Origin of the sequence: Ravibacter arvi (genome assembly GCF_039540405.1) — a bacterium.
GTDB classification, from domain to species: Bacteria; Bacteroidota; Bacteroidia; order Cytophagales; family Spirosomataceae; genus Ravibacter; species Ravibacter arvi.
On sequence record NZ_BAABEY010000030.1, the window covers coordinates 126,616 to 148,286 of the forward strand.

20 protein-coding genes are annotated in these 21,671 nt (G+C 51.0%); 14 read left to right on the forward strand and 6 right to left on the reverse strand.

Going from position 1 to position 21,671, the window contains the following annotated elements; genetic code table 11:
* Window positions 1–232: 232 nt before the first annotated feature.
* Window positions 233–1,507 carry a Glu/Leu/Phe/Val family dehydrogenase gene (locus ABD852_RS17495; protein WP_345031239.1) on the forward strand — a complete coding sequence of 425 codons (1,275 nt, stop codon included), beginning with the start codon at window positions 233–235 and terminating at the stop codon, window positions 1,505–1,507.
* A 69-nt stretch (window positions 1,508–1,576) separates the two neighbouring features.
* On the opposite strand, the gene ABD852_RS17500 is transcribed toward ABD852_RS17495, so the two are convergent.
* On the reverse strand, window positions 1,577–2,752 hold the full coding sequence (locus ABD852_RS17500) for an acetyl-CoA C-acyltransferase (RefSeq protein ID WP_345031240.1): 1,176 nt from the start codon (window positions 2,750–2,752) through the stop codon (window positions 1,577–1,579).
* Window positions 2,753–2,950: 198 nt separating this feature from the next.
* On the opposite strand from ABD852_RS17500, the gene ABD852_RS17505 reads away from it, so the two are divergent.
* The gene (locus tag ABD852_RS17505; protein WP_345031243.1) at window positions 2,951–3,904 is read left to right on the forward strand and encodes a D-2-hydroxyacid dehydrogenase; all 954 of its coding nucleotides are present in this window, start codon (window positions 2,951–2,953) and stop codon (window positions 3,902–3,904) included.
* A gap of 37 nt (window positions 3,905–3,941) precedes the next feature.
* Here the strand turns inward: ABD852_RS17505 and ABD852_RS17510 are convergent, their stop codons facing one another.
* Window positions 3,942–5,027, reverse strand: a complete 1,086-nt coding sequence (locus tag ABD852_RS17510; protein ID WP_345031246.1) for a glycoside hydrolase family 18 protein — start codon at window positions 5,025–5,027, stop codon at window positions 3,942–3,944.
* Between the two features lie 221 nt (window positions 5,028–5,248).
* Window positions 5,249–6,481, reverse strand: a complete 1,233-nt coding sequence (locus ABD852_RS17515) for a sialidase family protein (protein ID WP_345031249.1) — start codon at window positions 6,479–6,481, stop codon at window positions 5,249–5,251.
* Between the two features lie 635 nt (window positions 6,482–7,116).
* On the opposite strand from ABD852_RS17515, the gene rnk reads away from it, so the two are divergent.
* Together rnk and yidD are read left to right on the forward strand one after the other, a co-directional pair.
* A complete protein-coding gene (gene rnk, locus ABD852_RS17520) occupies window positions 7,117–7,524 on the forward strand; it encodes a nucleoside diphosphate kinase regulator (RefSeq protein ID WP_345031252.1) in 408 nt (135 codons plus the stop codon).
* 72 nt (window positions 7,525–7,596) lie between these two features.
* Window positions 7,597–7,824 carry a membrane protein insertion efficiency factor YidD gene (gene yidD, locus ABD852_RS17525; protein ID WP_345031255.1) on the forward strand — a complete coding sequence of 76 codons (228 nt, stop codon included), beginning with the start codon at window positions 7,597–7,599 and terminating at the stop codon, window positions 7,822–7,824.
* Here yidD and ABD852_RS17530 read toward each other — a convergent pair whose 3' ends face one another.
* Window positions 7,825–8,478, reverse strand: a complete 654-nt coding sequence (locus tag ABD852_RS17530; protein WP_345031258.1) for a carbonic anhydrase — start codon at window positions 8,476–8,478, stop codon at window positions 7,825–7,827. It abuts the gene before it with no gap.
* 149 nt (window positions 8,479–8,627) lie between these two features.
* On the opposite strand from ABD852_RS17530, the gene ABD852_RS17535 reads away from it, so the two are divergent.
* The 8 genes from ABD852_RS17535 (at window position 8,628) to ABD852_RS17570 (ending at window position 17,773) form a co-directional block, all read left to right on the forward strand.
* The gene (locus tag ABD852_RS17535; protein WP_345031261.1) at window positions 8,628–10,403 is read left to right on the forward strand and encodes an ABC transporter ATP-binding protein; all 1,776 of its coding nucleotides are present in this window, start codon (window positions 8,628–8,630) and stop codon (window positions 10,401–10,403) included.
* Window positions 10,404–10,419: 16 nt separating this feature from the next.
* Window positions 10,420–10,980, forward strand: coding sequence for a DUF4126 domain-containing protein (locus ABD852_RS17540; RefSeq protein WP_345031263.1), 561 nt, complete (start codon window positions 10,420–10,422; stop codon window positions 10,978–10,980).
* Window positions 10,981–11,119: 139 nt separating this feature from the next.
* Window positions 11,120–12,034, forward strand: a complete 915-nt coding sequence (locus ABD852_RS17545; protein WP_345031265.1) for an AraC family transcriptional regulator — start codon at window positions 11,120–11,122, stop codon at window positions 12,032–12,034.
* Between the two features lie 109 nt (window positions 12,035–12,143).
* Window positions 12,144–13,532, forward strand: a complete 1,389-nt coding sequence (locus ABD852_RS17550) for a glycosyl hydrolase (protein ID WP_345031268.1) — start codon at window positions 12,144–12,146, stop codon at window positions 13,530–13,532.
* A 35-nt stretch (window positions 13,533–13,567) separates the two neighbouring features.
* A complete protein-coding gene (locus ABD852_RS17555) occupies window positions 13,568–14,383 on the forward strand; it encodes a sugar phosphate isomerase/epimerase family protein (protein ID WP_345031271.1) in 816 nt (271 codons plus the stop codon).
* Window positions 14,384–14,553: 170 nt separating this feature from the next.
* A complete protein-coding gene (locus ABD852_RS17560) occupies window positions 14,554–15,696 on the forward strand; it encodes a Gfo/Idh/MocA family protein (RefSeq protein ID WP_345031275.1) in 1,143 nt (380 codons plus the stop codon).
* A gap of 9 nt (window positions 15,697–15,705) precedes the next feature.
* Window positions 15,706–16,479, forward strand: a complete 774-nt coding sequence (locus tag ABD852_RS17565) for a 3-ketoacyl-ACP reductase (RefSeq protein ID WP_345031278.1) — start codon at window positions 15,706–15,708, stop codon at window positions 16,477–16,479.
* A 34-nt stretch (window positions 16,480–16,513) separates the two neighbouring features.
* Window positions 16,514–17,773 (forward strand): MFS transporter, encoded by a 1,260-nt coding sequence (locus ABD852_RS17570; protein WP_345031281.1) that lies wholly within the window; start codon window positions 16,514–16,516, stop codon window positions 17,771–17,773.
* A 42-nt stretch (window positions 17,774–17,815) separates the two neighbouring features.
* Here the strand turns inward: ABD852_RS17570 and ABD852_RS17575 are convergent, their stop codons facing one another.
* Together ABD852_RS17575 and ABD852_RS17580 are read right to left on the reverse strand one after the other, a co-directional pair.
* Window positions 17,816–18,736 (reverse strand): sugar phosphate isomerase/epimerase family protein, encoded by a 921-nt coding sequence (locus ABD852_RS17575; protein WP_345031283.1) that lies wholly within the window; start codon window positions 18,734–18,736, stop codon window positions 17,816–17,818.
* Between the two features lie 11 nt (window positions 18,737–18,747).
* Window positions 18,748–19,641 (reverse strand): 1-aminocyclopropane-1-carboxylate deaminase/D-cysteine desulfhydrase, encoded by an 894-nt coding sequence (locus ABD852_RS17580; protein ID WP_345031285.1) that lies wholly within the window; start codon window positions 19,639–19,641, stop codon window positions 18,748–18,750.
* 29 nt (window positions 19,642–19,670) lie between these two features.
* Between ABD852_RS17580 and xerD the strand changes: the two genes are divergently transcribed.
* Together xerD and ABD852_RS17590 are read left to right on the forward strand one after the other, a co-directional pair.
* Complete coding sequence (gene xerD, locus ABD852_RS17585; RefSeq protein WP_345031287.1) at window positions 19,671–20,564, forward strand: site-specific tyrosine recombinase XerD; 894 nt, start codon at window positions 19,671–19,673, stop codon at window positions 20,562–20,564.
* A gap of 215 nt (window positions 20,565–20,779) precedes the next feature.
* Window positions 20,780–21,568, forward strand: coding sequence for a PhzF family phenazine biosynthesis protein (locus ABD852_RS17590; RefSeq protein WP_345031290.1), 789 nt, complete (start codon window positions 20,780–20,782; stop codon window positions 21,566–21,568).
* Window positions 21,569–21,671: the final 103 nt, after the last annotated feature.

Here is a 21,671-nt window from a genome sequence, read left to right on the forward strand (position 1 = left end):
TTTTTGATTTCTTTTTAGCGGTCTATCCTGAAATATACTTCTAGTTTTTAGGAAGCTTATTTTCTTTTCATTGGAGTTGTTAAGGAATTGTAAAATTTTGTTTCGGGTTGTTCCCGGGCGTCCGGAAGGTGGGGCCAGCCGGGAAAGTGGGAAATTTGAACAAAAGATTTAGTTTTGTGGACTTTATATATATAGGCATTCAACAAGCTTTAAATCAAATATTTAATTCGCAATGGGATACATAGAGCCTGCTCCAATTAAGGACAAGGAAAATCCTCTGGAGTCGATGATGCAGCGCTTTGACAAAGCGGTGGAACTGCTCGGAATCACTGAAGAAATGTACAATATTCTGAAGGTTCCGAGAAAGCAGGTAATTGTTGGTTTGCCGGTTACGCTCGACAACGGGCGGATACATACATTTGAAGGCTACCGAGTGATTCACTCCACGATCCTCGGGCCCGGAAAAGGAGGGATCAGGTTTGACCCGGATGTCAATCTCGACGAAGTAAGAGCGCTCGCCGCCTGGATGACCTGGAAGTGCGCTGTTGTAGACATCCCTTACGGGGGTGCAAAGGGCGGTGTGGCCTGCGATCCCCGGTCTATGTCGGCGGGAGAAATAGAACGCCTGATGCGCGCCTACACAACTGCTATGCTGGACGTATTCGGGCCTGACCAGGATATCCCGGCGCCCGATATGGGAACCGGGTCCCGGGAAATGGCCTGGTTAATGGACGAGTATTCCAAGGCCAAAGGTATGACCATCCAGGGCGTTGTGACCGGGAAGCCGCTCGTATTGGGGGGCTCGCTCGGCCGGACGGAGGCGACCGGCCGGGGTGTGATGGTATCGGCACTTGCCGCGATGGAAAAGCTGCGGCTCAATCCGTACAAAGCTACTGCCGCAGTGCAGGGCTTTGGTAATGTAGGCTCATATGCCGCTGCGCTGCTGCGGGAAAGGGGGGTGAAAGTGCTGGCAGTCAGTGATATTACGGGGGTTTATTACAATGAAAACGGGCTTGATATCGAGGATGCGCTCGCCTACCGTACCCGCAATAATGGTATCCTGGAAGGATATAAGGAAGCAGAGGTGCTGCCTGCTGAAGAGTTGTTCAGGTTGCCGGTGGATGTATTGGTACCGGCGGCCAAAGAAGATGTGATTACCCGGAAAAATGCCGCCGATATCCAGGCCAGGCTAATTGTTGAAGGGGCAAACGGACCCACTTCGGCGCTGGCAGACGACATTATCAACGATAAGGGAATTATGGTTGTGCCGGACATCCTGGCAAATGCCGGCGGGGTGACCGTATCCTATTTCGAGTGGGTACAGAACCGTATCGGTTACAAATGGACATTGGAGCGAATCAACAGGAGAACGGACCGGATTATGAAGGATGCTTTCAACCACGTTTATGAAACATCGCAGAAGTATAACGTCTCGCTCCGGATAGCGGCTTATGTGGTAGCCATAGACAAAGTAGCAAGTACTTACAAATACCGCGGCGGTTACTGATTTTCATCAAGAAACAAGGGGCGGGTCGGCATATGCCGGCCCGCCCCTTGTTTGTTGATGAAGTTTAATTTAAAGCAATTCGTATATGCCCGCAACTCCCTGCCCGCCGCCTACGCAGGCTGTGACCATGCCGTAGCGCTGATTCCGCTTGCGCATTTCATTCAGGAGCTGTACAGAAAGCCGCGCGCCCGTAGAGCCGAGTGCATGTCCTAGTGCAATTGCGCCTCCATTCGGGTTGACAATCGCAGGATCCAGGCCTGCTTCCTGTATAACGGCCAGCGCCTGAGCTGCAAAAGCTTCGTTCAGTTCAATCTGCTGGATATCCGCCAGCTTCAGACCGGCCTGGCGAAGGGCCATCGGAATGGCCGCAACCGGCCCTATACCCATAATACGGGGATCGACGCCCGCAGTAGCATACGAAAGCATCCGCGCGATCGGTTTGAGATTCAGCTCGTTGACGAGCCGCTCCGACATCACCAGCACAAAGGCGGCGCCGTCTGATGTTTGCGATGAATTACCGGCCGTTACCGAGCCACCGGCAGCAAAAACAGGTTTCAGCTTTGCAAGCGCATCCAGGGTAGTATCTTCCCGCGGGCCTTCGTCTTTACTGACTACATATTCCTTTGTTTTTTTCTTGCCGGTGTTTTTGTCGAAAAAAGTTTCTTTCACCGCTATCGGCACGATCTGCTCTTCAAATGAACCGTTCTTCTGGGCTTCGAGGGCCTTTCGGTGGGAGTTAAAGGAAAATTCGTCCTGTGCTTCGCGGCTCACCTTATAGTCTTTGGCAACCTGCTCGGCTGTAAGCCCCATGCTCAGGTAATATTGGGGATTGGTATGGGCGATCTCGTAGTTCAAGGCAGTTTTCCACCCCATTACCGGCACCAGCGACATTGATTCGGTGCCGCCGGCCACGATACAATCCGCCATGCCCGCAGCAATTTTTGCAGCTGCGATGGCAATCGTCTCAATACCTGAGCCGCAATACCGGTTGACAATCATGCCCGACACGTTTTCGGGTAGGGCCAGCAGTGAAATGTATCGTCCCATTTGCATGCCCTGCTCCGCTTCGGGTACGGCATTCCCTACTATCACATCATCTATCCGTTTGGGATCGAGGGCCGGAACCTGCCCGATCAGGTGTTTGATTACACTAACGGCCAGATCGTCGGGCCGCGTGAATCTCAGCCCGCCGCGGCCGGCTTTCCCGACAGCTGTCCGATACCCGGAAACAATATATGCGTTCATAACGAATGATCTCGATCTAGTAAGTAATGGGGTTGATACTCATAGTATGCAAGCATACCAATTGTAAAATTACCCACTTTATTGAAATATTAAAATTTTCAGCGAGCTTTTTATGGTCGCTCCTTCTTAATTTCAGGGTTTCAAACAAGTACCTTCGGGTTGCTGCCCTTGTTTAACCCGGATAAATCAGATAAAATTATGAATATCGTTGTATTGGATGGTTATACGCTGAACCCCGGCGACCTGAACTGGTCCGCGCTGGAAGCGTTGGGTTCGCTTTCTGTTTATGACAGGACAGCTCCGCAAGAGGTAGTCGAAAGAGCCGGGGAGGCTGATGCTGTCATCGTCAACAAACAGAAGCTGTCGGCCGAAACGCTGGAGATGTTGCCGAACCTCAAGTATATTGGTGTAAGCGCTACCGGCGTCAATAATGTTGACCTGGACGCGGCGAAAAGCCGGGGAATACGCGTGACCAACGTTGGGGGGTACAGTACTTTTTCGGTGGCGCAGCACACTTTCGGCCTGATCCTGGCACTCGCCAATCATCTCGAGCTCCACGGGCAATCGGTGCAACGCGGGGAGTGGGTGAGTGCGAAAGACTGGTGTTATAAACTGACCCCGCTGGTTGAGTTGAACGGAAAAACGCTTGGGCTGGTGGGCCTGGGGGCGATAGGAGAGGCCGTGGCTCATATCGGGCGCAGCTTTGGTATGAGAGTAGTCGCGTACAGAAGGAATGCGGCTAAAGGTTTCCCAGACGGAATCGAGCCGGTATCGCTCGAAGAACTGTTCGCGACAAGCGATGTCGTAAGCCTTCATTGTCCGCTTACCCCGGAAACGCAGGGACTCGTCAATGAAAATACGCTGGCACTTATGAAAGAAAGCGCTTACCTGATTAATACGGGCCGCGGACCGCTCATCGTCGAAGAAGCGCTGGCGAATGCCTTGCGGGAAGGGAAAATAGCAGGCGCAGGGCTCGACGTTTTGTCGGAGGAACCGCCTCGCGCAGACAATCCGCTTCTGAAGGCGCCGAACTGTATCATCACTCCTCACATTGCGTGGTCTACTTTTGAAGCCCGTACCCGCCTGATGAAAACGGTTGCTGAAAACCTGGAGCACTTTATTGCAGGAAACCCCCGGAACATCGTCGTATGACGTGTACCGGGGGTTTCCTGCCCAATTATATGACTGGTTAAAGTGCATCCGATATCGCCTGCAACATTCCGTCCTTCGGCGTATCGAGCGTTAATTCCCAGAACATAATTCCGCCAAGTTTCTTTTTGCGCGCGTATTCGGTTTTCAGCCGGACAGATTTCGGGTTGTCACCGGTGGCGAACCTTTTTTCAGCTGCATTGTACCAGAACGGCGCCTGCGCCTGGTCATCCCAATGGTAGGCCCAGCCTTTTTCCGGGGTCAGCTGGGCGGCATAATTCCTGAAATTAATTCCGTTGGTATGCTCGCCGCTCTGGTACAGGCCATTCCCGGTAGCGGCAACGTCTTTCCATACCCGGGTATAAAAGGCTGCACCGATTACCAGTTTGTTTGCGGGTATGCCCAGGTCAAGCAGGTATTTAACGGCTCTTTCGGTCGATTCCTCATTGGGCCGGGCACCATAAATCGGTGTGTGGTGGCCGGTTACCTTGGAGTAGCCATTCACCAGATCATAGCTCATGATGTTGACGCGGTCGACAAGCGGCATTACTTTCTTCCAGTCGACCGAATGATCCAGGAACTTCTTGAAACCGCCTGCTGCAAAGCTCAGTTCGTTTTTGGAGCCCAGTTGCTTGCGAAGTTCCCGGACCAGCTCCGTGAAATTGTTATAGTCCTGCGGCTGGAAAAGGTGTCCCGGGTGCCCCTCGATGGTGGGGTATTCCCAATCGAGATCAATACCATCAGTTTTGAAATAGGCGTTGGTTTTTTTGACGGACGCCGCAAATTTTACCCGGCCGGCCTCCGTTGAAAAAGCTTCCGAACAGGGGGCACATCCTCCCCAGCCGCCCAGCGAAAGCATAATCTTCAGGCGCGGATTTTTCTTTTTCAGTGAAACCAGGTGCCGGATGGTCGATGAATCCTGCCCGCTGTCAACGGAGAGTAAACCGTCTTTTAAATGACAGAAGCTGAAAATAATATGCGTCAGATGCTGTACATTATATTGGTCAATGGTGGCAGCATCGCCCATGTAATAGGCAATAACCGAAAAATCTTTGGGAACGGGCGGCTTCGACCAGCCATTCAGAGAAATCGAAAACAAGAAGACAAGAGTAAGCCAATGTTTCATTTGGTTGGTGTTTGAGAGGTGTGAGGTAAGGTATGAGGTGTGAGGTGTGAGGCGTGAGGGCGGAGAACCGGCCTGGCTTGCCTTTACACCCTTCAAATCTCATACCTGTTTCGCCCGGAAAGATAGAGGTAATTTTTAAAAAAATTTATAAAGTTAACCTCGCTCTTTAAACCTCACCCCTCAAACCTCACTACTCATCCCTCACTACTCATCCCTCACTACTAAATACCTACCCTCGTCACTTTAAGCGACGATTTCTGGTTTTCCCCTTTGGTTTCATAAGCCACAATAAGCGACTTGCCGCTGGCGACGCCCGTGAAATTAGCGCCCTGTCCGAGTATTGAAGTGGTCTCGCTGGCTGAATTCAGGCCGGTCGAGAGCTTTTTATATACAATGTTGGTAATGGGCTGGCTGTCGCTTTCCTGGACTTTGTTTTCATACAGGACCCAGGCACTGTTTTTATCCCCGGCAAGCCACGGGTTGGCTGCGGAAGCCTCAAGTGTCATCAGCTTTTTACCTTGCTGGGTGGCTATGCGTACGCCGGGGGCATGGGTTGTGCCGGAAAACCAGCCTATAATATTGTTGCCGGCCAGGCCGAGGGAGACTGGTCCGGAATGCGGGCATCCCTTGATCTCCCATTTGTCGTCAAGGATGGACTTGCTTTTGGAGAAAGTTTTACCGTTGTCGGAGGAGGTCATTACGGCCATGTCCCTGATATTCTGGATGTTGGCTCGGTAGTATACATTAAGTTTTCCCTGTCTGTCGACCAGGAGGCTTACATTGCAGCAGTCGCAGACAAACGGGTCTATTACCTTTTCCTCTCCGAAAATCCCATTCACCGTAGTGGTAAGGCGGAGGTCTCTTTCGTGGGGTTTACCCGTATCTTTCAGAAAGGCAACTGCGATTTCATCGTTGGCCAGGACGGTAGCGTCGTAAAAGCCGCGGATTACATTAGGGGCAAGGTCGCGGTGCACAGGCAATGGCGAAGACCAGCTCTTTCCATTGTCTTTTGACACGGCGTAGTGAATTTGCAAATCAGTAGGCCGCTTGCTTTTCTCCGCCGGCTTCTTTTCTCCGCCGGTACCATGATGGTGGCTGTGATCGGCGGCAGCCGGCTGAACCGGTGCGGCAGCCGGCCTCAAGCCAAAAATAGCAACCATTGCGCCATCTTTTTTGTAAAGTACCTTAGCCCGCATCAATCGTGAATTTGCAATTCCATTCGCTTTGTAAATCAGGTTTTTGCTGCCGAAGCTCACGCCCTGGTCCTTTGACTCGGCCCAATAGAAATAGTTGACCCCATCGTTGTCGGTTTCGGTCCACGACATACCCACGGTTCCCCGGGGCGTGGTGGAAAGGTGCGGAAAAGCATAAGTACGGGTGGTGTCAGTAAAATCATTACCTGCCTGCGCGTAGGCTGAAATAAAGAAGAAAGAAATCCAAAAAAGGTATTTCATGTAGATAAAGTTTGAGTAATTAGCCACAGCCGCTGTATATATAAAGATGTGCCGTAAGCCATCTGTGGTCACTGCCCGGCGGGGCAGGCGGACTGGCGGTCAATTCTTGCTGATGTTTGATTAATTTAGACTAATGCAAATTTAAGCGAAAGACTTTATTTCCTTTCTACTTTGTCGGATTTATGTTTTAGTATTACGGTGCCGGGGGGCCGGATAAAAACGGCAGACGGGTTCCATTTCGGCCCGGTTGGCTTGGTTATCTGAAAAATACAAAGGATATTTAGAACTTTCGGGCAGACCTTGCTGTTTACCCATCTATAGAATTTGAAAATGAAAGGAAGGCTCGCTTGTCATGCGCTAAGAGTATCTTCCGGGCATATTTTGCCCGGAACGAGCGCGGTATTGCCCGGCGTCATCCTGGATTGCGGTTGTCTTTTCAAAAAGACCCGTTTTTATCCTTCTCACAAGGATTTTGTTCTTTAATCCCGAACTAAGGTAAGGTCTTTACGTTGTTCGGGAACTCCCGCTTATTTTTCTTTATAGAAGTTCTTTTCCCTGGCCGGGGCCGGGGCGAGAGGCATTTCAGCGAGAAAAACGTTACAAAAAATTGTTATACAAAACATCCAAATCCAATCATGAACGCGGAAAATAACCAGGTAATTCTGAGCGAAGACGATTTCAGACAGCTATCCAGCTTGACAGAAAATGTTTCGGCTCAGGGAAACAAGCAGGAAATGACCTTGTCCTATGAACTTTCACGGGCAAAGGTTTTAAAAAATGAAAAAATGCCAGAGCAGGTAGTCCGGCTGAATTCACGGGTAAAGGTAAAAGACCTCGACAGCAAGCGTGAAATGGTCTTTGATATTGTACTCCCTCAGTTTTCGGATGTTAAAGCCAATAAAATTTCGGTATTGACGCCTATGGGCTCGGCGTTGATCGGCCTGGCGGCCGGGAGCAAAATCGCCTGGAAAATGCCGGCCGGAATCAGGAATCTCGAAGTGATGGAGGCAATCTACCTTGGCGAGCAGGCGCAAAACGCTTGAGATGAGATTTTCGTCGGGGTGTGAACCCGGTCGGTTCGTGGTGCGTTATCAGATAAAATAAAACGGCACAGTGTGTTAAAATGGTTGGTTATCGGGCCGGTGAAATTCTACCAGTGGTGTATTTCACCTTTTTTGCCTTCTTCATGCAGGCATTCGCCAACCTGTTCGGAATATATGATCCAGGCCGTAAGGGAATGGGGCATTTTGAAGGGCACCCGCCTGGGGCTGAAACGCCTTTCAAAATGCCATCCCTGGGGTACGCATGGCTATGACCCCGTTCCCAAAAAGGAAGAAAACTGATTATGCCTGGTTTTCAGGTGCGTCGCCCAGGTTATAAATCTGCCGGATTTCGGAAAGTATCTTTTTGAAATCCAGTTCCAGGTCTTTCAGCAGCCCGGTTCGAACGTCAAAAACCCATCCGTGAACGGAAAAATCCTTGTTTTTCAGGTAAGCTTTCTGTACGACTGCGAGTTTGGAGACGTTGATGCATTGCTCCTGTACGTTGAGTTCAACGAGGCGGTCGTAGCGCGCTTCGGGGTCTTCGATAGCGTTCAGTTCGGTCATATGCAGCCGGTACACATCCCTGATGTTGCGCAGCCAGGGGTTCAGAATTCCCATATCGCTTTGCTGCATGGCGGCTTTCACACCGCCGCAATTGTAGTGCCCGCATACAATGATGTGCTTGACGTCAAGGTATTTCACCGCATAGGAGATCACTGAAATGGTGTTAAGATCGATGGTCGCCACAATATTGGCAATATTCCGGTGTACGAACACTTCGCCGGGACCCGCTCCCATCAGTTCCTCCGCCGTAACCCGGCTGTCACTGCAGCCTATATAGAGGTAATCCGGATTCTGATTAGCGGCCAGCTTCTCAAAAAAGGCGGGGTTGTCGCCTATTTTTTCGCGCGCCCAATTTCTGTTATTTGCAAAAATTTCATCGTAGGTGATCATTCGGTTGGTAGTAATAAGAATTGCGTGAATTTAAAGGGTACTGTTTGTAAAGGCTTTCTGGTACATAAGCGTTATGTTGTACGCCGGTTCTGTAACTTTTCCTTTAATTTTGTTGTTAAGCCCAGACGGGAGAAAGTAAAAATACACAAGTGAACGAAGAAACCAAAAGCGGCCAGATTTTTGATTTGCCCACGCTGAAGCGACTGTACAAGTTTGTAAAACCCTATCAGAAACAGTTCTTTCTTTTGATAGGAGTGATCATCGTCAGCGCAGTTCTGTCGCCGCTTTTGCCGCTGCTGATTAAGTATACCGTCGACGGCCCTATTGCCGAGAGAAATCTCGGGGGGCTGCTGACGATGATGGCTTTAATGGTGGCGACTCTTGTTTTGCGTGGTATCGTGCAGTTCTCCAATACCTATCTCTCGGGCTGGCTGGGCCAGAATGTGATCATGGACGTGCGGATGCAGGTATATGAAAAAATCATTAGCCTGAGGCTCAAATACTTCGACAATACGCCGGTCGGGCGACTGGTCACCCGTACCATTTCCGATGTGGAGACGCTATCCGATGTTTTCAGCGAAGGAATGGCGGCCATCGTAGGAGATATTCTCCAGTTGATCCTGATCATCGGCGTGATGTTTTACACGGACTGGAAGCTGTCGCTGGTCAGTCTCTCCATGATCCCGCTGATGCTTTTCAGTACCTATGTATTTAAAGAAAAAATAAAGGATTCTTTTAACGAGGTGCGTGCGGCGGTGGCCAATCTCAATACGTTTGTACAGGAACATATTTCCGGTATGAATATTGTCCAGATTTTCAGCAATGAAGACCAGGAGTACCGGAAGTTCGTGGATATCAATACCAAACACCGCAAGGCCCATATCCGGTCAATCCTGTATTATTCCGTGTATTACCCGGTAGCCGATGTCATTTCGTCGGCGGGCATCGGCCTGATCGTTTGGTACGGGGCCAACCAGATCATGGACCTTCAGATGAGCTTCGGTACGGTGCTGGCGTTCGTAATGTTTAACAACCTGTTCTTTATGCCGATCCGTCAGCTGGCCGACCGGTTCAATACGCTGCAGATGGGCATAGTGAGCACTGACAGAATTTTGAAAATCCTGGACACCGACGAGATAACTCCCAATACGGGTACCCACATACCCGGGAAAGTGGAAGGGAGTGTCGCTTTTGAAAATGTATGGTTTGCCTATAATGACGAACAGTATGTATTAAAGAATATTAATTTCAGCGCGCGCTCAGGAGAAACGGTAGCCCTGGTGGGTGCAACCGGCGCGGGCAAGTCGTCCGTAATCAACATCCTGTCGCGGTTCTACGATATCAACAAGGGTGAAATCAGGATCGACGATCTTCCTATAAAAACCTACGATCTGGATGCACTGCGCAGATCGATCGGCATTGTTCTCCAGGATGTTTTTCTTTTTTCGGACACGATCGAGAATAACATCCGGATGGGCGACCAGTCCATTACCCATGATCAGATCGTGGAAGCGGCCAAATTGGTAGGGGTTCATGATTTTATTGAACGACTGCCCGGCGGCTACACCTACAACGTGCGGGAAAGAGGAAGCAGCCTGTCAGTAGGGCAGCGCCAGCTGATTTCATTTGTGCGGGCGATGGTCCATGATCCGAAGATCCTGGTTCTTGACGAAGCCACGTCGTCGGTAGATTCAGAGACCGAAACGCTTATTCAGCAGGCCATCGAAAAACTGATGAAGGGCAGGACCGCCCTCGTGATCGCTCACCGGCTCAGCACGATCCAGGAAGCCGATAAAATCCTGGTATTCGATAAAGGTGAAATTGTGGAATCCGGTAGTCACGCAGAGCTGCTCGAAAAGGGTGGCGTCTATGCGGAGCTTCACAAGATGCAATACAAAGAGGTGGAAAAGGTCAATTTGGATTAGTCAACCGGCACATGAAATGGAGCTGTTTATCAGTATTTGCCTCGGGATAGGGCTCAGCGCCGCTACCGGCTTCCGGGTTTTTGTTCCCGCATTGATTGCCAATGTCGCGACCATGAACGGCTGGATCAGCCCCTCGGATGGCTTTGCCTGGCTCGGCACCTGGACGGCCTTTATCGTGCTCCTTTCTGCTACTGTGGCAGAAATCGCTGCCTTTTATATTCCTTTTGTTGATAATTTACTGGACGCCGTAGCGGTACCGGTTTCCGTCATCGCCGGGACGCTGTTGACAACCTCTTTTATAGAAGTAGACCAACCGGTGCTGCAATGGGTGTTGGGGATCATTGTGGGAGGCGGTACGGCCGGTGTTGTGCAGGCGGGTACGGGATTGCTGCGCGTATTTTCGTCGAAAATGACGGCAGGAGTCGGAAACCCCGTAGTTTCAACGACGGAAAACGTAGCTGCTTTCGGCCTTTCAAGCCTGGCGGTCATGGTACCGGTAGTTGCTATGCTGTGCGCAGTCTTTCTGCTCATCCGGATCGTCCGGGGCTTCAGAAGGTTTGGGGGAAGAAGGGGGTAAATCGGAAATCGGAAATCAGAAATCGGAAATCGGAAAATGAGATTGGAAAATAGGAATTGGAAAAAGACAGGCCGTTAGTAGTCAGAAGTCAGCACCTGATTTCTGATTTCCGATCTCCGATTTCCAAACAGTAAACTTCATGGAAAACATACCGGTACACTTTCTTCCTGAGCTTATGTCTGATCTGCCTGACCTGCAGATTTTCAGATTTAAGAACACGCCTCAGATGCCGGGAAGCCTGCCGATTATGCAGTTGCCTGTGACGCCGTTACCCACCGATCTCCCTCACCGGCATTCCTATTGCGAGATTCTTTTCTTTGAAACAGGGAGCGGTTTTCATGAAATTGACTTTCATACCCATGCTATACAGGCCCCCAGTGTCCATTTTGTGGCGCCCGGGAAAGTCCATCTGCTAACGCCGACCGAAGATTGTGTCGGGTATATTATTACTTTTCCCAAGGACTACTCCGCCTTTTACGGAGCGGTGAAATTGACAAAATCTACGGTTTCCGGGCATTGGAATTCCGAATGGCGGCAGCCGGTGATCGACCTGGAAGCCTCGTCATATCCCTATTTCAGGAACCTGTTGGAAAACATGCTTTCGGATTACCTGGGTGGCGGAGGCGGGAAAAACATGGCGTTGGCGTCGTACCTGCATATCTTTCTGGGCAAATGCCAGCAATTGGCTGGAGATTCCAGCGAAGTGCAGCCCGATCCGGCCAATGATGTGCCGACGCTTTTCAAAGAATTGGTCGAACTGCATTATAAGGAAAAGCACAGCGTCCAGGAGTACTCCGAGCTGCTATCTGTCACCGCTGATTATCTCGGTAAAACCGTCAAACGGGCGTTGAATGTGACGGCCAGTGATTATATTCTCGACCGTCTATTGCTTGAAGCCAAACGCCTGGTGGTCTATACCAACCTATCGAGCAAAGAAATTGCTTACCAGCTCCATATAGAAGATCCTTCCTATTTTAGCCGTATGTTCAAGAGGAAAACCGGGCTCTCGCCCAACGAATATCGTTCCTCGATGCGGAAAAGTGCCACTAAATGACAATATTATACCTTGTTGTGTGAGGTTGTCTTCGGTATTTTTGTATTTTCCGATTACTAAAAAGTATTTAGTAAAGTATAGCCGGTGCCCGGCAATATAATCAGCAAGTATGAAAATAGACGAGCAACTTCAGGCCGGTGACCTGAAGAAAGGTATCGACAGATTCTGGGATCTGTCCGGTGAAAAAATCAACCTCATCAACAAAGAATATGACACCACGCAGGGATCCCCGGTGTTCACCGTAAACGGCAAGTACTCGGTACGCGGCTGGACGGAATGGACAGAAGGGTTTCGCTATGGTTCGGAGGTCTTACAGTTCGATGCTACCGGTGAGGAAAAATTCCTCCAGTCGGCAAAAGCCCAGACCGTGGCCAGGATGGCGTTCCACGTCGGGCATTTCGGTGTACATGACCACGGTTTCAATAACGTGAGCACCTACGGGAATCTGCTCCGCCTGATGAATGAGGGCCGGATAGGGGAGAATGAGTGGGAACGTAATTTTTACGAGGTAGCGCTGAAAGTGTCCGGTGCCGTTCAGGCTGACCGGTGGACGGCCATTAAAGACGGCGGCTATATTTATTCTTTCAACGGGCCGCATTCGTTGTTTGTAGATACCATTCGTTCCGTACGCGCCCTGATGGTGAGTCACTTGCTCGGGCATGCGCTGATGGGCGAAAATGACAAGAAAATAAGCCTGCTGGAGCGGGGAATCTGGCACTGTTTCAATACCGCCCGCTACTCGGTATATTATGGGGAAGGACGCGACCAGTATGACCAGTGGGGACGGACTGCTCACGAGAGTATTTTCAATATTAACGACAAGAATTACCGTTGTCCTAACTCCCAGCAGGGGTTCTCGGGTTTTACAACCTGGACCCGCGGGCTCGCCTGGGCAATGACCGGTTTCGCAGAACAACTGGAAACGCTGCCGCTTTTTACCGATGATGAATTGAACGCCTTTGGCGGTAGAAAAACGGTAGAGGAAATTTTCCTGAAAGCAGCCCGGGCAACCTGCGATTTTTATATCGATCACTCTTCACTCGACGGCGTACCTTACTGGGATACGGGCGCTCCTAATCTTCATAAGCTCGGCGATTACGCCGCCAAATTGTCGGATCCTTACAACGATTTCGAGCCGATTGACAGCTCGGCGGCCGCCATCGGCGCACAGGGCCTGCTCCGGCTGGGCCGTTACCTGTCTGAAGGCGGGGATACCCAAAACGGGAACCGGTATTACCAGGCCGGCCTGACGGTCGTCAAAACCTTGCTTCAGGAGCCGTACCTGTCGGTAGACCCTGCTCATCAGGGACTTTTGCTCCATACGATTTATCACCATCCGAACGGCTGGGACCATACCCCCGAAGGCGCGAAAATACCTGCCGGGGAATCCTGTATGTGGGGTGACTACCATATTCGGGAAGTGGTGCTTTACCTGCAAAGGCTGATTGAAAACAGGCCGTATTACCGGTATACGGGAAGTGTGCGGTCTTCGCATTGAGCTTATTGTCAGACAGGTATAAACGAGTAAATCAAATGGAATTAAACCGTTGCTGTATCCATAGCATCACCAACAAGCCGTGGAAACTGGATGAAGCGCTTGATAAGTATGCCCGTGCCGGAATTGGCGGCGTGAGCGTATGGCAGAGCAGCCTGGAGGGATTTGGCGCCAAAAAAGCCGCTTCACTCGTAAAGGAGGCTGGGTTGGAGGTGGTTTCTTACGTAAGAGGCGGCTTTTTTGCGCATCCGTCAGGCGCCGAACGACAGAAGGCAGTCGATACCAACAAGCGCCAGTTGGAAGAGGCCGCTGAACTTGGGGCGCCGCTGATCGTCCTGGTTTGCGGAGCGTCGCCTGAACAATCGTTGGACGCTTCGCGTGAGCAAATCAGGGCTGGGATTGAGGCCATTCTTCCCGAGGCGGAATCATTGAATGTCAGGCTGGCGATCGAGCCGCTTCACCCGATGTATGCCGCCGACCGGTCAGCCATCAATACCCTGGGGCAAGCCAACGATATGGCCGAGAAAATCCAGTCCGATTTTGTTGGTGTAGCAGTGGATGTTTACCACCTCTGGTGGGATGAACATCTGAAACAAGAGATCCTCCGCTGTGGAAAAAACGGAAATCTGCTTGCTTATCACGTCTGCGACTGGAAGACACAAACCGCCGACCTGCTAAACGACCGGGGACTGATGGGTGAGGGGTGCATTGACCTCAAACTGATCCGTTCCTGGGTAGAAGAAGCCGGTTTCCAGGGCTTTCATGAAGTGGAAATTTTCTCTAACCACTACTGGCAGATGGACCAGGATATCTACCTGGAAAAGATTACACAAGCTTTTTTGAAGAGTTGTTGAAAATGAAAAAGGGAGGGCGGACGTCGGAAATCGGAGGTCGGAAATCGGACGTCGGGCCGGGTCGCTGAGACCCGGTCGCGGAGAACGGGCCGAATAAACGGGGCTGATTTCCGACTTCCGATTTCCAATTTCCCGCATAACAAAGAAATTAAATCTATAAACTGATCATAATGGTTCATAAAATTGGAATTATAATGAACGGCGTTACGGGCCGTATGGGGACGAATCAGCACTTGATGCGTTCGATCAAACCGATCATGGAGCAGGGGGGGATTAAGCTTCCGTCCGGAGATGTGATTGAGGTAGACGCTGTGTTGGTGGGCCGGAGCGAAGCAAAGCTTGCGGCGCTCAGCCGGGCGTCCGGAGTAAAAAAATACACCACCGACCTCGATTCCGTCATGTCGGACCCCGCCTACCAGGTTTATTTTGACGCGCAGGTTACGGGAAGAAGGGCTGCAGCGGTAAAAAAGGCCATTGAAGCAGGAAAGCACGTGTACTGCGAAAAGCCAACCGGCACCACTACGGAAGAAGCGTTGGAATTGTATGCGCTGGCTACGCAGGCAGGCGTAAAGAACGGGGTTGTGCAGGACAAGCTATGGCTCCCCGGACTGCTTAAAGTAAAGCGCCTGATTGAAAGCGGCTTTTTTGGTGAAATACTATCCGTTCGCGGCGAGTTTGGATACTGGGTATTTGAAGGACATTCGATTCCCGCCCAACGGCCTTCCTGGAATTACCGCAAGGAAGACGATGGTGGTATTATCGTCGACATGCTGTGCCACTGGCGCTATGTGCTGGATAACCTCTTCGGCGAAGTAAAAGCAGTGTCCTGTTTGGGCGCAACGCATATTAAAGAAAGGATTGACGAAGCCGGAAAACCTTACGCCTGTACCGCAGATGACGCCTGCTATGCCACTTTTGAGCTGGACGGCGGCGTGATTGCCCATTTTAATTCGTCATGGACGGTCCGTGTGCGCCGGGACGATCTGTTGACGCTGCAAATCGACGGTACGAAAGGCTCGGCAGTAGCCGGACTCCGCGAATGTTACATCCAGCATTATGGCAACACACCGAAGCCGGTCTGGAATCCGGATATCAAGCAACCGATCGATTTTTATGAAGGCTGGTCGCTTGTTCCGGAACAGGAAGCTTTTGACAATGCTTTCAAAGTTCAGTGGGAATTATTCCTCAAACATATCGTGCTTGATACACCATTCCCCTGGAACCTGAAAGCGGGTGCGAAAGGGGTCCAACTGGCTGAAAAAGGACTGGAAAGCTGGGAGAAACGGGCGTGGGTGAATGTAGAAGCTCTTTAAAATAATAGCATGAGTAATTCGTGTGCGCTTATTACAGGGGGAAGCCGGGGCATTGGCCTCGGCATCGCCCATTCGCTGGCTAAAGCCGGTTTTAATCTGGTTATCAACGGGGTAAGGCCCGAAGCCGATGTCAGGGAAACGCTGGAGGAGCTCCGGTTGCACGGGGTAAAGGTGGTGTATGCCCGCGGCAGTATTTCGTCAAGGGAAGATCATGAAAGTATTATCGGGGTTGCGACGGAAGCTTTCGGAAGCATCAACGTGCTGGTCAACAACGCGGGTGTGGCGCCGAAACAGCGGCTGGACCTGCTTGAGACTACGCCCGAAAGCTACCGGCACGTGATGGATACGAATCTGGAGGGGCCATTCTTCCTGACCCAGGCCATTGCCCGTCATATGGCAGAGAAAAAAGCCGCTGACCCCGGTTTTGAGGCATCGATCGTTTTTGTAACTTCCATATCTTCTACCGTAACTTCGATTAACCGGGGTGAGTATTGTGTTTCCAAAGCGGGACTCTCAATGGTTTCGAGCCTTTTTGCAGTCAGGATGGCGGAATATGAAATTCCGGTTTACGAAATACGGCCGGGGGTCATTGCTACCGACATGACCGCTAAAGTGCAATCTAAATACGACCAGCTGTTTGAAGGCGGAATGGCCTTGCAGCGCAGGTGGGGCACGCCTGAAGATGTGGGTAAGGCCGTGTCGGCAGTAGTCACCGGTTCGTTCCCGTATTCCACCGGGCAGGTCATCCTGGTCGATGGCGGAATGAATATCCCACGATTGTAAAACCACTTCCCAACCGATACCCATAAGCCCGAACATGAATTCCGATACCACAACCGCCTTTCAGTCCGCTGCCAGAAGTTCACAGACTTATATCATTGTCACAACATTTCTGGCGCTCTTCGCCGTTGTGGGATTTGGTATTTACGGATTGCCCTTCTTTTATGATTTTATCATGGAGGAACGGGGCTGGTCCAGGGCGGTAATTACTTCCGGAAATGCAGTAGGAAAGCTTATCGTAGCCCCTTTGTTCGGCTTTCTGGCGGGTTGGCTGATCGATAAATACGGCCCGAGGAGCCTGATGATGACCGGAGCCCTCATGCTGTTTATCGCGTTTGCGGGTATCGCTTTTTCCAGTTCGCTGGAAATGTTTTATGTATTTTATGTTTTTAACGCGCTGGGTTATGTTTTTGCCGGGCCTTTGCCCTCCCAGGTACTGATTTCCCGTTGGTTTGACAAGAACAGGGGCAAAGCCATGGGCATTGCCTATCTCGGCATCGGGGCCGGGGGGGCGGTGGTCCCTATTCTGGCCGCCCGGTTGGTGGCCATGTATGACTGGCATACTGCGTTGGCTATATTGGGTGGAATCGGTTTTGTACTGGTATTTGGCGTTGCCTTCTTCATCCGGGATAATGCGCGTAAACAAAATGTTGTCACGCAGAAGGGCGCGGCGCCGGCGGTCGAAGGAACACCCATGAAGGAGATTCTGAGGAACCGCAATTTCTATTTGCTGGCCATAGGAAGCATGTGTTCCATCGGCGTTGTCGGCGGGATTAACCAGCACATTAAGCTCTACCTGAGAGACCTTGATTACACGCAGGTGGAAGCTGCGCGGGTGATGTCGTTTGTGCTGCTTTCCAGCCTGGTCGGCAGGGTCGTGATGGGCTACCTGGCCGATATTTTCAACAGGAAATATGTGATGCTGCTGATCTACCTGATCGTAGCATCAGCCATACCCCTGCTTTTGGTCCCCGATTTTGGCGGGCGTATTTATATTTTTGCCATTATCTTCGGCATTGGACTCGGCGGAGATTACATGATCATACCGTTGATGGCCGGGGATCTATTCGGTTTAAAAGCGCTGGGCAGGACCATGGGGATCATCCTGGTGGCCGACGGAGTAGCCGAGGCGCTTTTCCCGGTTCTTTTGGGGCTCATGTATAACGAACAAACCCAGAGCTATGCCCTGGGCTTTTCGGTGTTGATCGCAGTTGCCCTGCTGGGGGCTGTTTTTATCTATTTTCTCCCCAAAACCAACCAGCACAAAGGCATGGAAGGAATGGTGGAGAACGGGTAGCGGTGACTCTCGGTAGAAAAACGGTAGCTGAGCCTGTCGAAGCTATCCTAAAAACTGGGTTACATAATTCCGGCTGGTAAGAATGGCGGATTTTACGTCATTGATATGTCCCTCATAGGCCTTGTCTTCTACTTCAATCACTACCGGCCCGCGATAGCGTACGTCGGTGAGTGCTGTAAAGAACCCGCGCCAGTTTACATCGCCCAGCCCGGGAAGTTTTGGAGAATGATACTCCAGCGGGTTAGCCATAATGCCTACCCGGTTCAGCTTGTCACGGTAGATTTTTACATCTTTAAGGTGGATATGGTGCAGGCGGTCTTTGTAGTCGTAAATGGGTTTGATCTCATCCATCATCTGCCACACCATGTGTGAGGGGTCATAGTTGAGACCGAAATTGGGGCTAGGGATAATGTCAAACAGCTTGTCCCAGATAGCCGGCGAAGTTGCCAGGTTTTTGCCGCCCGGCCATTCGTCATCGGTAAAGAACATCGGGCAGTTCTCAATTCCGATCTTGATCCGTTTCTGTTCGGCGTATTTTACAACGTCGGGCCAGACTTCTTTAAAGCGCGCCAGGTTATCGGCAAGGTTTCGGGAAGGGTCCCGCCCGATAAAGGTATTCACCACCGGGATTTTCAACTTGACGGCCGCGTCGATTACCTTCCGGATATGGTCGATATAAAACTTGGATTTATCCGGGTCCGGATCCAGCGGGTTGGGGTAGTAGCCCAGCGCCGAAGCGAATACACCTGAGTTGCGAAACATATACCCGATTTGTTTCAGTTCTTTTTCGCCCAGCGCATCTACATTGATATGGGAAACCCCCGCATAGCGGCGGTTATCGGCATTGTTTTTAGGCCAGCACATGATTTCCACGCATTTGAAACCGTGGTTGTGCGCAAAGGTCAGGACGTGGTCCAACGAAAAATCTGCCAGGATGGCGCTAACGAAGCCAAGTTGTAACATTTTAGAAGAGATTATAATTCAAGTTTTCCCTGCAGCCCGCCCGTGTGAACGGCCAGCAATGTAGTTCCCCGTGCAAAATAGCCCCTTTTAGCCAAATCGTATAACGCGAACATCATTTTTCCGGTATAGACCTGCTCCAACAGTATTCCGTGCGCCGATTCAAACCGGTGAATAAATGAGCGCAGTTCTTCCGTATGCTTTCCATACCCGCCAAAATGGTAGTCCGTGAGCAGATCAAGGCGCTCGGATTGCTGGGGAGAAATCCACTTCTCTATGTCTCTTTGCAGGAACCCCGCATTTTTTAAAACCGCTACTGCAAGTACTTTCCGATCGCGGGCAAGCAGCCCGGCTGCGGTGCCGCCGGTTCCGGCAGGCACGACATAAATATCCGGTTGTATACCGGCGCTTTCCACCTCGTCGGTCATTTCCCCGACACCCCGGAGGGCCATTGCATTGGTGCCGCCTTCCGGTATTAGAAAGGTGTTCGCAGGCAATCCCGTGAAATGCCGGAATTCCGGAGATTTTTCTTTTTCGCGGTAGGCGGTCCGGCTGATAAAATGGAGTTCCATTCCTTCGCGGGCACAATGGCGGAGTGTGGCCGATGATTCCGGGCCGAGCTCATCGCCGCGTACAAAGCCGATGGTTTTGATTTTCCAAAGCCTGCCGACGGTAGCGAGCGCGTAGAGGTGGTTGGAAAATGCACCCCCGAAAGATACCAGCGCTTCAGCCTTTTGCTCCAATGCATGGAGCAGGTTGTACTTCAGTTTGCGCCACTTGTTGCCCGATATGGCCGGGTGGATCAGATCGTCCCGTTTCAGGTATACCTGTATGCCTGCCTGCTCAAAAACCGGGTCAATAAGCTGAAACACCTGCGAAGGGAGCTTCAGGTCTGCGTATTTCGTCATAAATTTGTAGCGGAATGCTCCTGTGCAATATGCAAAAATATATCGTCGATTTCCGGAATTTCCTGCTCCTGGAGCGTTCTATGTCGGCCCACACGATTGATGCCTACATCCGTGATGTCGAAAAGCTGGCTGAGTTCCTGGAGATGACCGGCGTGGATTGTGCGGTGGACGAGGTCAATGAGCAGCACCTGCTGCATTTCCTGCGATATGTTGCCGAACTGGGTATGACGCCGTCTTCACAATCCCGCATTTTGTCGGGAAACCGGGCATTTTTTAAGTTTTTGCTGAACGAAGAAATCATCCGCGAAGACCCCACCGAATTGATAGAATCGCCCAGGTTATCGCGGAAACTCCCGGAAGTGCTGGATTACGAGGAGATTGTCAGTATACTGGAAGGCATTGACCATAGTACCGCCGAAGGCACCCGAAACCGCGCCATGATCGAGGTTCTGTACAGTTGCGGACTTCGTGTAAGCGAACTCACCGGGCTTAGAATCACCGATTGCTTTTTTGATGAAGGTTTTATCAAAGTCACCGGGAAAGGGAGTAAAACCCGCCTGGTGCCTATCGGAAGGGATGCGGTCCGGTACGTAACGGTGTATATGGAACATTACCGGCGACTAATGACGGTTAAGAAAGGAGCGGAAGATATCGTTTTTGTGAACCGCAGGGGAGGTGCGCTTAGCCGGGTTATGGTATTCCTGGTGGTAAAAGAAGCATGCGCCGCCGCCGGTATAGCCAAGACGGTCAGCCCGCATACTTTCCGGCATTCATTTGCCACACACCTCATTGAAGGGGGAGCCGGGCTGAGAGCGGTACAGGAAATGCTTGGCCATGAATCGATTACGACTACCGAGATTTATACCCACCTCGACCGCGATTACCTGAGGCAGGTCATTACTGAATTTCATCCCCGTGCATAAATCAAAGCGATATTGTGAAGTTTTTGTATTTTTTTGTGACCGCATTTGAAAAATTGAACAATACTTGTTTAATTGCTGATGCGGGCGTGAGGTGTAAGCGAAGGACCATAAGGTGTTGGTTCAAACTGCACGATTAAGGTTAAAAGCTTATTCTCCGAAGCTCAAAGCTCACACTTCAAAGCGGCCCGCCGCTGCGGCTCAAACCTTTTATACACATGAAAATACCTATCTATCAGCTCGATGCATTTACAGATAAGCTTTTTGGAGGAAACCCGGCTGCGGTGGTTCCACTCGAAGAGTGGCTCTCCGACGAAATTCTTCAAAAGATTGCATCCGAGAATATGGTGCCTGAAACGGCATTTTATGTGAAGGATGGTGCCCGGTATGCTTTGAGGTGGTTTACTCCGGAGCTTGAAGTGGACCTCTGCGGTCATGCAACACTGGCTGCGGCATATGTGGAGTTTTCCAAACTGGATGGCGAGGTAACGCAACTTTTTTTTGATTCCAGAAGCGGCGTTTTGAGTGTAACGAAAGAACCTGACGGCTGGCTTACCCTCGACTTCCCCGCCGACACTTACCAGGTAGCCGTACCCCCGCCCGCATTGCAGGAGGCCATCTCCCCGGTTCTGGCAGTAGGGGTTTACCGCGGACAGTCAGACTATATGGTGGTATTGGAATCGGAAAAAGAGCTTGCTGAATTAAAGCCCGATATTATCGTGCTTTCTACCGTTCCTACCCGCGGTATTATTTTTACGGCGCCCGGTGAAGAAGTAGATTTTGTTTCCCGCTTTTTTGCCCCACAGTCAGGGATTGACGAGGACCCGGTCACCGGATCGGCTCACACTACCCTGGTACCTTACTGGGCGCATCAGCTCGAGAAAACCAAATTTACGGCGGCCCAGATTTCCAAGCGGGGCGGAAAGCTCCGCTGCCGGTTAAACGAAGACCGGGTGTTGATTTCGGGCCAGGTACGGGCCTATTTGCGCGGGGAAATCGAAATTTGAACGTCGCCGGTTCTATCCCGGTCGTTCGTCTACCGGAGATAATCCGTATTTTACCGGTAATCACAAGTGTTTGACCCGGCACATATTGGAACCGCGCCCGCTT